Source organism: Kitasatospora indigofera (genome assembly GCF_014655955.1).
Taxonomy (GTDB): Bacteria; Actinomycetota; Actinomycetes; order Streptomycetales; family Streptomycetaceae; genus Kitasatospora; species Kitasatospora indigofera.
The window spans coordinates 1-12,726 of sequence record NZ_BNBO01000072.1; the positions used below are offsets into that span (position 1 = coordinate 1).

General features: G+C 74.5%; 9 protein-coding genes. 6 read left to right on the forward strand and 3 right to left on the reverse strand.

From position 1 onward, the window contains the following. Window positions 1-63: 63 nt before the first annotated feature. Window positions 64-1,425: an LCP family protein gene (locus tag IE329_RS35760; RefSeq protein ID WP_190215219.1), complete on the reverse strand. Its 1,362-nt coding sequence runs from the start codon at window positions 1,423-1,425 to the stop codon at window positions 64-66. Between the two features lie 160 nt (window positions 1,426-1,585). On the opposite strand from IE329_RS35760, the gene IE329_RS42135 reads away from it, so the two are divergent. The 5 genes from IE329_RS42135 (at window position 1,586) to IE329_RS35780 (ending at window position 8,237) form a co-directional block, all read left to right on the forward strand. Beyond that, on the forward strand, window positions 1,586-1,663 hold the full coding sequence (locus IE329_RS42135; protein WP_354536922.1) for a putative leader peptide: 78 nt from the start codon (window positions 1,586-1,588) through the stop codon (window positions 1,661-1,663). 144 nt (window positions 1,664-1,807) lie between these two features. Then, the gene (gene ssuE / locus IE329_RS35765) at window positions 1,808-2,362 is read left to right on the forward strand and encodes an NADPH-dependent FMN reductase (RefSeq protein ID WP_190215220.1); all 555 of its coding nucleotides are present in this window, start codon (window positions 1,808-1,810) and stop codon (window positions 2,360-2,362) included. 297 nt (window positions 2,363-2,659) lie between these two features. After that, window positions 2,660-3,448 (forward strand): ABC transporter ATP-binding protein, encoded by a 789-nt coding sequence (locus IE329_RS35770; RefSeq protein WP_190215221.1) that lies wholly within the window; start codon window positions 2,660-2,662, stop codon window positions 3,446-3,448. A 67-nt stretch (window positions 3,449-3,515) separates the two neighbouring features. Further along, a complete protein-coding gene (locus tag IE329_RS35775) occupies window positions 3,516-6,038 on the forward strand; it encodes an ABC transporter permease (RefSeq protein ID WP_229928030.1) in 2,523 nt (840 codons plus the stop codon). Window positions 6,039-6,158: 120 nt separating this feature from the next. After that, window positions 6,159-8,237, forward strand: a complete 2,079-nt coding sequence (locus IE329_RS35780; protein WP_190215223.1) for a hypothetical protein — start codon at window positions 6,159-6,161, stop codon at window positions 8,235-8,237. An 81-nt stretch (window positions 8,238-8,318) separates the two neighbouring features. Here the strand turns inward: IE329_RS35780 and IE329_RS35785 are convergent, their stop codons facing one another. Further along, window positions 8,319-9,851, reverse strand: coding sequence for an LCP family protein (locus tag IE329_RS35785; RefSeq protein ID WP_190215224.1), 1,533 nt, complete (start codon window positions 9,849-9,851; stop codon window positions 8,319-8,321). A gap of 162 nt (window positions 9,852-10,013) precedes the next feature. On the opposite strand from IE329_RS35785, the gene IE329_RS35790 reads away from it, so the two are divergent. Then, a complete protein-coding gene (locus IE329_RS35790; protein ID WP_190215225.1) occupies window positions 10,014-11,060 on the forward strand; it encodes a glycosyltransferase family 2 protein in 1,047 nt (348 codons plus the stop codon). Between the two features lie 93 nt (window positions 11,061-11,153). On the opposite strand, the gene IE329_RS35795 is transcribed toward IE329_RS35790, so the two are convergent. Further along, window positions 11,154-12,725 (reverse strand): LCP family protein, encoded by a 1,572-nt coding sequence (locus IE329_RS35795; RefSeq protein ID WP_190215226.1) that lies wholly within the window; start codon window positions 12,723-12,725, stop codon window positions 11,154-11,156. Window position 12,726: the final 1 nt, after the last annotated feature.

Consider the following 12,726-nt stretch of genomic DNA (forward strand, 5'->3'; position numbering starts at 1 on the left):
CGCAACGCCCGAGGGCGCCCCCACCAGGGGGCGCCCTCAGCCGTTCCCGGGACCGCGTCCGGGCTACTTGGTGTCCGGCACCGCCGTGTCGTTCTTGAAGGCGTCGAAGACCTGCTTGGCCTTGGCCGAGTCCCACTTCACCGCGGACTCGCCGGTCGGGGTGCGGAAGTCCGGGTTGGCGATCGGGACGGTGATGCTCTTCCCGCCGCCGCCGTTGACGTCCTTCATGGCCAGGAACAGCGAGCCGAGGTCGGTCAGGCCGGCGTCCTCGTCCACGATCAGGGTGCCCAGGCCCGAGCTCACCAGCGGGTAGAAGGTGAACGGGTTCAGCAGGGTGGCCGGCGAGGCGGCCTGCTTGGCCAGCGCGCCGAGGAACTTCTGCTGGTTGCGCATCCGGCCGAGGTCCTGGTCGGCCATCTGGTGGCGCTGCCGGACGAAGGCCAGCGCCTGGGTGCCGGTGAGGGTCTGCTCGCCCGCCTTGAGGTCCAGGCCGGAGTCCTTGTCCTTGACGTCCTGCTCGATGTTCATCTCGACGCCGCCGACGGAGTCCACGATGCCCACGAAGCCGGCGAAGCCGATCTCCGCGTAGTGGTCGATCCGGATGCCGGTGTTGGTCTCCACGGTCTGCGCGAGCAGCTTGCCGCCGCCCGCCGCGAAGGCCGCGTTGATCTTCGAGGTGCTGGCCTTGACCGTCTTGCCCTTGTCGCCGGGGTGCTCGGGGATCGGCACCCAGGAGTCGCGCGGGATGCTCATCAGGGTGTTCCCGTTGTCCCCGACGTGCAGGATCATCATCGAGTCGCTGCGCTTGCCGCCGGCGTGGCCGGTGTGCAGGTCGTTCTCCTGCGAGTCGCTCAGCCCGTCACGGCTGTCCGAGCCGACGATCAGCCAGTTGGTGCCCTTCCCGGCTGCGGGTCTGCCGGGGTAGTCGGCCAGCACGTTCTCGTGGTTGAGCTTGGAGTCCGCCCAGAACCAGGTGCCGACGGTGGTCACCATCAGGGCGATGACCAGCGCGAAGACCGTCACCTTGATCTTGCGGCGACGCGGCCAGCGGGAGCGCGCGGCGGACGGCGCGGCGCCGCCGGGGCCTGTCGGCCCGCCGGACCCGCCCGGGCGCTGCGGCGGCACCCCGCCCGGCCGCGGCGGCTCGGCGCCCTGACCCTGGCCCTGCGACGGGCCCTGGCCGGAGGGCGCACCGTAGCCGGACGGCGGCCCGTACGACGGCGGCGGGCCGTAGCCGGCGGGCTGCTGCCCGTACCCGGACTGCTGCGCCGGACGCTGCGGCGCGGCCGCCCCCGGGCCGCGCGGGTTCAGCGAGGCCGGCAGCGGCGGCTCGGCCGCTCCGCCACCCTGCCCCTGCGGGCCGTTCCCGTCGCCGTACGACGCCCCGCCACCGCCGCCCGGGCGGCCCTCCTGCCACGTGTTCATGTGGGAGAGGATGCCCGAACCCGGGCCGGTGGACTCCCCCGGGGGGCCCGACCAGGCCTCTTGTAGCCGATTTGATGCAGATCCCGGATCGTCCCGGCGTATGTTCACCAGCTGGAACGAACCTTGACCGGTTCGGACGCTGCGTGTTTGCATGAGTGGCATGGAGCAGCGATGGACCCTCACGCGTCGGCGGCACGTCGACCTTCAGCGTGTGTCCTGTTCGCTGTGTCGTGGCTGACCGCTCGCCACCGTTCAACCCTCTCGCAACCCTCTGATCCCGCCACCGTGCGCCCTCGGCCCTGAGCCGTCGACGGGCCGGTGCGCGGTCCCGCTTCCCGCCCGGTGCCTCCCCACGGCGCCGCCCTGCCCCGAGGTGAACTCCATGGCCGTCGTCCTGTCCGTCTCCGGCTCCCCGTCCCGTACCTCCCGCACCACCCGGCTGCTCCGGCACGTCGACGCCCGCCTCGCCGGCCGCGGCCACCAGGTGATCCCGTTCGAGGTGCGCAGCCTGCCCGCCGAAGCCCTGCTGGCCGGTGACACCTCCCACCCCGAGATAGCCGCCGCGCTCGAACTCTTCGCCGCCGCGGACGGCGTGGTGATCGGCACCCCGGTCTACAAGGCCGCCTACTCGGGCCTGCTGAAGACCCTGCTGGACGTGCTGCCGCAGTACGCGCTGGCCGGCAAGGCCGTCCTGCCGCTCGCCACCGGCGGCTCCACCGCGCACGTCCTCGCGGTGGACTACGCGCTGCGCCCGGTGCTCAGCTCGATGGGCGCCGGCCACATCACCCAGGGCTGGTTCGTGCTGGACCGCCACATCACCGTCCGCGAGGACGGCACCACCGTGATCGAGCGGGAGACGGACGTGCTGCTCACGCCGGTGGTGGACGGCTTCGCGCTGGCGCTGGAGCAGCGGGTGGAGCCCGCACTCGCCCGCTGACGCACCGTCACCGGCGCGGCCCGCCGGGGCCGGACCCTGAGCCGGGAGGCGGGGACCCCTAGGGGGAGGGGCCCCGCTTCCCGTACATCTGAGGTTGGGCGGCTTCCTCCCGGCGGATGACGAGACGTTCCCCGAGAACTCCTAACGTGGTCCTTATCCCCACCCGGTACCGGAAACGGCACCACCGAGGTGGGGCTAACCCCCGGTCGCACACACCCCCTGCCACCATGTCCGCGGACATCCGGCACGGGACAGACTCGGGGGCAACGGGCGGGCACACATCTTTAGGAGAACCCAGTGACGACGGCAGCAGCGGCCGTGTACGACCCCCAGATTCCCGGCGGAGCGTCCGCCGTCGCCGCGTCCGCGCGGCAGGTGACCAAGGCGTACGGAGCCGGGGAGACCCGGGTCACCGCACTGGACTCGGTCGACGTGGACATCCAGCGCGGCAGGTTCACCGCGATCATGGGCCCCTCGGGCTCCGGCAAGTCGACCCTGATGCACTGCCTGGCCGGGCTGGACACCGTCTCGGAGGGCCGGATCTGGATCGGCGACACCGAGATCACCGGCCTGAAGGACAAGCAGCTGACCAAGCTGCGCCGCGACAAGATCGGCTTCATCTTCCAGGCCTTCAACCTGCTCCCGACGCTCAACGCGCTGGAGAACATCACGCTGCCGATGGACATCGCCGGCCGCAAGCCGGACGCCGCCTGGCTCGACCAGGTCGTGCAGACCGTCGGCCTGGCCGACCGCCTCAAGCACCGGCCCACCCAGCTCTCCGGCGGCCAGCAGCAGCGCGTCGCGGTGGCCCGCGCACTGGCCGCCCGCCCCGAGATCATCTTCGGCGACGAGCCGACCGGGAACCTCGACTCCCGCTCCGGCTCCGAGGTGCTGACCTTCCTCCGCCGCTCGGTGGACGAGCTCGGCCAGACCATCGTCATGGTCACCCACGACCCGGTCGCCGCCGGCTACGCGGACCGCGTGCTCTTCCTCGCCGACGGCGTGATCGTCGACGAGATGCACGCCCCGACCGCCGACTCCGTCCTCGAACGCATGCGCCGCTTCGACGGCAAGCGCACCAGCTGAGCCCGGGGGATACCGACCGATGCTTCTCAAGACCTCACTACGGAGTTTCCTCGCCCACAAGGGGCGCATGATCCTCTCACTGATCGCCGTCGTCCTGTCGGTGGCCTTCGTCTCCGGCACGCTCGTCTTCTCCAACACCGCCACCAGCACCTTCGACCGGCTGTTCGCCTCGACCGCCTCCGACATCTCGCTCCAGCAGGAGCCGCCGAAGCTCGGCGGCAAGGACGTCCGGGAGCCCGGCAAGGTCCTCACCGTCCCGGTCGGGAGCGTCGAGAAGATCGCCGCCCTGCCCGGCGTGAAGAGCGTCGTCGGCCAGGTGTTCACCGAGGACGCCACCCTGGTCAACCCGGCCAACAACAAGGCCGTCGGCCCGACCACCGGCGCCCCCACCCTCACCGGCAACTGGGCGGACTCCCCGCGCAACTCGGTCGAGATCACCTCCGGCAAGGCACCGCAGGGCGAGAACCAGCTGATGCTGGACGCGGACACCGCCAAGAAGGCCGGCCTCGGCCTCGGCAGCCCGCTGCAGGTCGTCGCGACCAGCGGCACGTACAACTTCACCATCTCCGGGATCGTCACCTTCAAGACCACCAACCCCGGTGCGGCGCTGGCCTTCATGGACACCGCCACCGCCCAGAAGGACCTCCTCGGCACCACCGCCTACACCTCCGTCGAGGCCTACGGCGACGGCAGCCGCAGCAACGAGCAGCTCAAGGCCGACGCCCTGAGCGCGTTCGGCAGCGGCTACAAGGTGCTCACCGCCGAGGAGCAGAAGGCCGAGAACAACAAGGACGTCGGCTCCTTCCTCGACTTCATGAAGTACGCGATGCTCGGCTTCGCGCTGATCTCGCTGCTGGTCGGCGGCTTCCTGATCATCAACACCTTCTCGATGCTGGTCGCCCAGCGCACCCGGGAGATCGGGCTGCTGCGCGCCGTCGGCGGCAGCCGCCGGCAGGTCAACCAGTCGGTGCTGGTCGAGGCGCTGATCCTCGCGGTGGTCGGCTCCACCCTCGGCCTCGGGGCCGGTCTCGGCCTGGCCGAGGGCCTGATCCAGCTGATGAAGGCCGTCGGGATGAACCTCTCCGGCGCCGAGCTCAAGATCGGCCTGAACGTGCCGCTCGCCGCGTACGGCGTCGGCGTCGTGATCACCGTCCTGGCCGCCTGGATCCCGGCCCGCCGGGCCAGCAAGATCGCCCCGATCGCCGCCCTGCGCGACCACGGCACCCCGGCCGAGGGCAAGGCCAACCGGATCCGCACCGCCGTGGGCCTGGTGCTGACGGCCGGGGGCGGGGCCCTGCTGGTCGCCGCCGCGGCCGCCGACACCGCCGCCACCGGCGGGAAGCTGCTGGGCGTGGGCGTCGTGTTCACCCTGATCGGCTTCGTGGTCCTCGGCCCGCTGCTGGCCACCACCGTCGTCCGGGTGCTCGGTGCGGCGCTGCCGAAGCTGTTCGGCCCGGCGGGCCGGCTGGCCCAGCGCAACGCGATGCGCAACCCGCGCCGCACCGGCGCCACGGCCGCCGCGCTGATGATCGGACTGGCCCTGGTGATCGGCGCCTCGGTCTTCACCTCCTCCGCCACCAAGTCCATCAACGACCAGGTCGACAAGTCGGTCGGCGCGGACTACATCATCGCCGGCGGCCGGGGCGGGCTGACCCCGGACATGGTCAAGGGCATCAAGTCCACCGAGGGCATGGACCACGTCACCCTGCAGTTCGAACTGCCGGCGGTGCTGACCACCGCCGACGGCGCCACCACCGAGGCCCCGGTCCTGGCCGTCACGCCGTCCTTCGTCCAGGACTTCAAGCTCCCCGCCTCGGCGGGCACGCCCGAATCCCTCAACCAGGGCGCGATGTCGGTCGGCGAGGACTTCGCCAAGGAGCACCACCTGGCGGTCGGTGACAGGATCACGGTGGAGTACGCCGGCGGCCGGACCCAGTCCGTCCCGGTCGGCGTGATCGTCACCAAGGGCAACTCCTTCTTCGACGGCGGCTACTTCGCCGGCACCGACACCGTGGGCAAGGCCGTCCCCGAGACGGACCTCAAGCTCGCCGCGGTGGCCTTCGGCAAGGCCGCGCCCGGCGCGGACGTCGCCAAGACCCTGACGGCGCTGGAGGACTCCCTCAAGGCGTACCCGCAGCTCACCGTCCAGGACCAGGCGGGCTACAAGGAGCTGGTCCAGGGCCAGTTCAACCAGCTGCTCTACATGATCTACGGCCTGCTCGGCCTGGCGATCATCGTCGCGGTGCTCGGGGTGGTCAACACCCTCGCCCTGTCGGTGGTCGAGCGGACCCGCGAGATCGGCCTGCTGCGGGCGATCGGGCTCTCCCGCCGCCAGCTGCGCCGGATGATCCGCCTGGAGTCGGTGGTGATCGCCGTGTTCGGCGCCGTCCTCGGCACCGGCCTCGGCCTCGCCTGGGGCATCACCTCGCAGAAGGTCCTGGCCAGCAACGGCCTGGCCACCCTGGCCGTGCCGACCACCACCATCGTGGCGACCCTGTTCGCCTCGGCGCTGATCGGTCTCTTCGCGGCCCTCGTCCCGGCCTTCCGGGCCGGCCGGATGAACGTCCTGGCGGCCATCGCCACGGACTGACCTCCCGTCACACAGGGGCCGGATGCGCCGCATCCGGCCCCTTCGGCGTGCCCGGGGCGCGCCGCCGTCCGCCCCGACCCCTTCGCCGGGCCCGCCCGGCCCGCCTGAGAGCATCGACGCATGCCCAGTCCCGACATGAGCGGCCCCGGTCTGCCCGGCCCGGGCGGGCCGTCCCCGGCCCTGCCTGCCGCACCGCCGCTCACCGCCGCCGCCGCCTCCCGCTGGCGGGCCGCCCGGACGTCCTGGCCGCCGGAGCGGCGGCGACTGGACAGCCGCCTGCTGGCGCTGGTGCCGGTCGCCTTCATCGTGCTGGCGAGCGCGCTGGAACCGGTCGCGAGCGCCTGCACGCCGGCGCAGCCCTGCGTGCAGTCCTGGCCGAGCGCCCTGGCGACCTTCTCGGTGTTCGCCGAGGTGATCCTGCTGCTGGCCAGGCCGCGCGGGCTGGCGCTCGTCCCGGTCGCGGTGGCGGCCGGGCTCTGGTACCTGCCCGGCGGCCTGCAGAACGAGGTCTGCCGCTGGACGGCGCTGGCCGCCCACGGTTTCCTGGCCGTCGTCCTGATCGGCGCGGAACTGGGCCGGCGGCGGGCCCGGCACCAGCTGGACGTCCTGATGGGCACCCCCGAGCCCTACCCCTGGACGCTTGCCGGCGTGCCGTCCCCGGTGCCGCCGCCGGCCCGCCGCGGCGGGCGGCTGCTGCTGGGCCGGCTGCTGGTCGCGGCCGGTGTGCTGCTCGCGCTGACCGGGCTGGTGCGCCAGGCGCAGAGCGACCACCGGGCGGAGGGCGCGGCGCGCGTCCCGGGCACCGTGCTCTCCGTCGACGGGCCGTCCGGCACCGCCCGGATCGGCTACCGGCTGCCGGCCGGGGAGGCGGCCCGGGCGGAGGCGGCCACCGGCGACGCCGGGCGCCCCGCGGCGGCCCGCCCGGACCACGAGTTCGAGGCGGACATCCTGTGGAGCCCGCTGCCCGCGGTGGGCGACCCGGTGCCGCTGCTGGTCGACGGCGAGGACCGGGCCGTGATCGAGGGCCAGCCCTACGACCCGACCGACCTCGCCTTCGCCGGAGCGCTGCCGGCCCTGCTGGGCCTCCTGCTGCTGGGCTCGGCGAGCCGCTGGGTACGGATCCGGCGGGGGCTGGGGGAGCCCTGTGCGCCGGCGCTCGCCGTACTCGTCCAGCCGGACGGCCGGGGCAGCCTGCTGGTCCGGCCGGTCGACGGCGACGGCACCGGCGAGGGCCGGCCGCTGTGGCGGCTGCGGGCCGCCGAGTCCTACGCGTGGAGCGAGCGGCGCGGCTGGCGCGAGGACGTGCCGCGCGACGGCGACGACGAGGACGACGACGAAGGTGACGACGAGGACGGCGCCGACGACGGCCGCGAGGAGTACGACGAGGGGGACGGCGCGGAGCACGAGTACGCCGCCGCCCCCGGGCCCGCCCGCCGGCCCGTCCCCGCGGTGCTCTACCGGGGGCCCGACGGGCCGTACGCGCAGCTGCTGGTCCGGCCGCGGATGCCGATGGCCGGGCCGGAGCCCGACTGGCTGGCGGTGGTCTGCCGGGAGGACGTGCTGACGCCGGGGCGCGGCCCGCGCCACCGGCACCACCCGCAGGACGGGCCGGCCGTCCCCGCAGCGGCCGGCCGGACGATCGCGGCCACCCCGGCGGACGGCCCGCCGCTGCCGCCGCAGCGCTGGGAGATGCCGCTGCCGCTGCGGCTGGCGGCCGGGCCGCTGGTGGCCCTGGCGATGGCCGTGCTGGTGCACCTGCTCGGCTCGCGCTCCTGGGGCACCGGGCTGGTGCACCCGCTGCTCGCGGGCATACCCCTCTTCCTGGCCGCGGCCGGCGCGCTGACCTGGCAGGCGGCGATCGACGGGCGCGGGGTCGCGGTGGTCTCCGGGATGACCCGCCGGTTCGTCCCGTGGGACAAGGTCAACGCGGCGGCCGTGCACCGGCACCGCCTCGCCGTCCAGCTCACCGACGGCCGGGAGCTGCGGATCGGCAGCCGGCCGGCCAGCCTGCTCAGCCGCCACCTCGGCGGCCCGTACGACCCGCAGGCGGTCGCCACGGCCATCGCGACCGCGGCCCACCGGCCCGCCCGCCGCCCGGGCGCGGCCCTGCGCGAGCGGCTGGTCAGCCCCCAGCTGCTGGTGAACCGGGCGGCGCTGACCGGCTACATCGTGTTCGTGATCGCCCGGTTCGCGTTCTGACCGTCGGGGCGTGCCCGGCCCCGTGACGGCCTGCCGGCCGGCGAGCGGCCGGCCCCGGCAGCGCGACGGCGGCCCGCAGGCTCAGGGGCAGGCGATCCCGGCGGCCGTCGCGGCGCCGTTGGCGGCGGCCCCGGAGGGCACGGCGGCCGCGGGGGCCGTGGGGGCGGCGGCGGACGCCGAGGGCGTGGCCGCGGCGGGCGTCGCGGCCGGCGGGGGAGCGGCCGGGCCCTGGTAGTCGCTGCCCGCCACCACCTGGAGGGTCCCGCCCAGCCCGGGGACGGCGACCAGTTCGGCGCCCGGCAGCGCGGCCGCCAGCGTGCGCGCGGACTCGTCCCACCGCGGGTCGTGGCGGACGACCGTCCGGGCCGCCGCCTCGCCGCCGGGCGCGTTGGCGGGGGTGCCGGTGGTCGCGAAGCCGGCCCGGCGCAGGTCGGCGTCCACCCGCGCGCCGAGCCCGGCGACCCCGGCGCCGTTCAGCACCTGGACGTGCACCTGTTCGGGCGGCACCGCGGGCACCGGCACCGGCGTGGCCGACGGAGCGGCGGCGGGGGCCGGTGCCGAGGGCCCGGCCGCCGGTGCGGCGGGGTCGGCCACCAGCGGCCGTCCGGCCCGGACGGCGTCGAACAGGGCCTTCGCGCCGGCCTGGTCCCAGAGCACGGTCGAGCCCCAGCCCGGCACCTGGTGGTCCAGGACGCCCAGCGGGACGGTCGCGAAGTCGGTGGTCGCGGCGGACAGGCCCCGCAGCCGGGTGGCCAGCGTGACCATCTCGCCGGCGTCGAGGTCCTTGTCGGCCTTGACCGAGCTGAGCACGCCGTCGGTCAGCCGGGCCAGCTTCACCGGGTTGAGGAGCGTCCCCGAGTCGGCGGCCTGGCGCAGCAGCTGCGCCATGAACCGGTGCTGGCGGTGCATCCGCCCGAGGTCCGCGCTGCCGTCCACGTACCGGGCCCGGACGTACTTGAGCGCGCCCGCGCCGTCCAGGGTGGTCGTCCCGGCCGGCAGGTCCAGGCCGGAGTAGTCGTCCTTGAGCGGCTTGGAGGTGCAGACCGGAACCCCGCCCAGGGCGTCCACGGTGGAGACGAAGCTGACGAAGTCGAGCTGCAGGTAGTGGTCGATCCGCAGGCCGGTGTTCTGCTCGACCGTCCGCACGGCCAGCTGCGCCCCGCCCATCCCGTACGCCGCGTTGATCTTGCCCTTGCCGGCCGGCACCTCCTTGCGGGTGGCCTGGTCCTGGTGCGCGGGGATGTCCACGTAGGAGTCGCGCGGGATGCTGATCACGCTGGCCCGGCCGCCGTCCGCGGCCAGCTGGACGATCATCATGGTGTCCGTGCAGTGGCACGACCTGCCGCCCGCGTGCAGGACGTTCTTCAGCGTCTCCTCCGGGATGCCCTCCCGGTCGTCGGTGCCGACCACCAGGAAGGTGGTGGCGCCGTCCTCGGCGGGGCGGGCCCGGTCGCCGCTGAAGGCGTCCACCCGGTCGACCGCGGACCCGAGCCCGTTCAGCACCGCCCAGCCGCCGCAGGAGGTGGCCAGCACGGCCAACGCGGCGCCGCCGGCCAGCCGCCGGGCCCAGCGGCGGTGCGGCACGGGTGCGGCGGGATACGGGGACGAGGGCATCCTCCGGATGGTATGCGTGCGTGCGGCCGGGCCGGGTGAGGGCACGCCGGGCTCGCCGGGGCGGGCACGCGTCCGCCGGAACGCCCCGGCCCGGGCCGGGCGGCCGGAGTCCCGGGACCGGGACGAGACTGCGACCCACCTGCACCGGTACGGTTGTCCTCGATGAACACCAAGGCTGCTGAGGAGCTGCCGGCGGTCTCCGTGATCATGCCGGTGCTCAACGAGGAACGACACCTTCGCACCGCCGTCCGGCACATCCTGGAACAGGACTACGCCGGCCCGATGGAGGTGGTGATCGCCCTCGGTCCGTCGAGCGACCGGACCGACGAGATCGCCGCCGGACTGGTCGCGGAGGACTCCCGGGTCCGTACGGTGCGCAATCCCACCGGGCGCACCCCGGCCGGGCTGAACGCCGCGATCCGCGGGTCCAGCCATCCGATAGTCGTGCGCGTCGACGGCCACGGGCTGCTCACGCCCGGGTACATCGGCACGGCGGTCCGGCTGCTGGGCGAGATGGAGGCCGCCAACGTCGGCGGCATCATGTTCGCCGAGGGTGAGACGGAGTGGGAGAAGGCGGTCGCCGCCGCCATGACGTCCAAGATCGGCGTCGGCAACGCCGCCTTCCACACCGGCGGCCTGGCCGGCCCGGCCGACACCGTCTACCTGGGCGTCTTCCGCCGGGAGGTGCTGGAGCGGCTCGGCGGCTACAACGAGGAGTTCATCCGCGCCCAGGACTGGGAGCTGAACTACCGCATCCGCCAGGACGGCGGCCTGATCTGGTTCACCCCGCAGCTGCGGGTCACCTACCGGCCGCGCCCGAGCGTGCGGGCGCTGGCCAAGCAGTACAAGGACTACGGCCGCTGGCGGCGGGTCGTCACCCGCTACCACCGGGGCTCGGTCAACCTGCGGTACCTGGCCCCGCCGGCCGCCTTCCTGGGCGTGGTGCTGGGCCTCGCGCTCAGCGCCGTCCACCCCGCCTTCCTGGTGCTGCCGGGCGGTTACCTGCTCGCCATCGTCGGCGGAGCGGTGACGGAGGGCCGCGGCCTCTCCCTCAAGGCCCGCGTGCAGCTGCCGGTGGCCTTCGCCACCATGCACCTCAGCTGGGGCTTCGGCTTCCTGACCTCGCCGCGGTCGCTGGCCCGCAAGGTGATCGCCAGCCGGCGCCCGGCCGGCAGCACGAGCGCGGTGACCGCGGCCGAGACGGGCTGACCGCAGGCGCGCCGACGGCGGGCGCGCTGACAGTGGGCGGACCGATCCCGGCCCGGCCGGCGGCGCCCGTCCGCCGGCTGTCGGCGCGCCGGCTCAGCGGACGAAGGTGCCGAACCTGGCGCCGCCCGAGCAGGCGGTCTCGTCGCCGGTGTGCACCGAGGCGTCGCTCGGCACGGCGGTCGGCACCGGCGCGGGCCCGGCGGCCGCGCCAGGGGCGCCGGCCCGGTAGTCCGCGCCCAGGGTGACCAGGACGCTCCGGCCGCCGCCCTCGACGGCGACGGCGGAGTCCGGCAGGCCGAGCGCCCTGGCGACGGCCTCGGCGGCGCCCTTGCGGTCGGCCTGGCCGTAGCGCACGGTGCTGGCGGCCACCGGCTGCGGGGTGTTGTGGCCGAGGGTGACCGGGTAGCCGAGCCCGGCGAGGGTCTTCTGCGCCGAGGTGGCCAGGCCCGGGGTGCCGACCCCGTTGACCACGTTCACGGCGACCGTGGACGGAGCGGCGGGCTGGTCCGCCGGCGGTGCGGCGGCCGGGGCCGAGGCGGCCGGCGCGGTGCCGGCCCCCGCGCCGGCGGCCGGGTCCGGCGCCCGGTCGGGGCCGCCGGTGAGCGACTTGTCGGCGCGGACCAGGGCGAACAACTGGTCGGCGGCCGGCTGGACCAGGCGGTCCTTCTGCCTCAGCTCGCGGTCCGGATCGTCCTGCGTGTACTCCACCGGCGGCTGGGCGAAGGCCACCTCGGCCGGCTTGATGTCCTTCAGTTCGGAGGCCAGCCCGACCAGCTTGGTGGTGCCGGCTATCGCGTCGTCCACGGTGATCGACCGGGTGGCGGCCTCGATCACCGGGAAGGCCTTGGTCGGGTCGAGCAGGGTGCCCCGGTCGGTGAGCTTGCGCAGCAGTGCGGAGAGGAAGTCCCGCTGCATCGAGAACCGGCCGACCGCGGTGCCGTCCTGCACGGCGTGCCGGGTCCGGACGAACTGCAGGCCCTGCTCGCCCGTCAGGTGGCTGAGGCCGGCGGGCAGGTCGAGGTGCGAGTCGCTGTCCTTGATGGGCCGGCAGAGGGTGACGTCCACGCCGTCCACGGCGTCCGTGAGGTCCTTGACGCCCTGGAAGTTGACCACCGCGAAGTGGTCGATCTTCAACCGGGTGACGGACTGCACGGTGTCCTGCACGCAGCCGGGTCCGCCGCGGCCCATGGCCTCGTTGAGCGGGCGGTGCCTGACGGCCGGGGCGGTCCGGCCGCTCTGCGGGTCCTTGCAGGCGGGCAGGTCGATCAGGGTGTCCCGGGGGAGGTCGAGCGCGACGGCCGAGCGCCGGTCGGGGTAGACGTGCAGCACGATGTTGACGTCGTTGTTGCCCTCGCCGACGTTCTGCCGGTCGCCGTAGGCACCGCCGAGGTCCTTCCGGCTGTCGGTGCCGATGATCAGGATGTTCATCGCCGTCCGGCCGTGCTCGTCGGCGGCGCCGCCCGGCGGCGGCGCGTTGCCGGCGCCGAGCGGCGCGTGCTGGATGTTGGCGTCCAGGTGCCGGATGTAGAGGTAGGCGCCGGCGCAGCCGCCGACCAGGGTGAGGCCGGTGGCCAGGGCCACCGGCCGGAGCCAGCGGCGCCGGGCCGGGCGTTCGGCGGCCTGCCTGCGGCGGTGGCCCGGCCTGGCCGGTGCGTGTACTGCCATG

What these genes read in the sequence shown, in the direction of transcription:
- IE329_RS35795 (WP_190215226.1), bottom strand. Translation starts at nt 12,725, where the DNA reads ATGGCAGTACACGCACCGGCCAGGCCGGGCCACCGCCGCAGGCAGGCC.
- IE329_RS35790 (WP_190215225.1), top strand. Translation starts at nt 10,014, where the DNA reads ATGAACACCAAGGCTGCTGAGGAGCTGCCGGCGGTCTCCGTGATCATG.
- IE329_RS42135 (WP_354536922.1), top strand. Translation starts at nt 1,586, where the DNA reads ATGGAGCAGCGATGGACCCTCACGCGTCGGCGGCACGTCGACCTTCAG.
- IE329_RS35780 (WP_190215223.1), top strand. Translation starts at nt 6,159, where the DNA reads ATGCCCAGTCCCGACATGAGCGGCCCCGGTCTGCCCGGCCCGGGCGGG.
- ssuE (WP_190215220.1), top strand. Translation starts at nt 1,808, where the DNA reads ATGGCCGTCGTCCTGTCCGTCTCCGGCTCCCCGTCCCGTACCTCCCGC.
- IE329_RS35775 (WP_229928030.1), top strand. Translation starts at nt 3,516, where the DNA reads ATGATCCTCTCACTGATCGCCGTCGTCCTGTCGGTGGCCTTCGTCTCC.
- IE329_RS35785 (WP_190215224.1), bottom strand. Translation starts at nt 9,851, where the DNA reads ATGCCCTCGTCCCCGTATCCCGCCGCACCCGTGCCGCACCGCCGCTGG.
- IE329_RS35760 (WP_190215219.1), bottom strand. Translation starts at nt 1,425, where the DNA reads ATGAACACGTGGCAGGAGGGCCGCCCGGGCGGCGGTGGCGGGGCGTCG.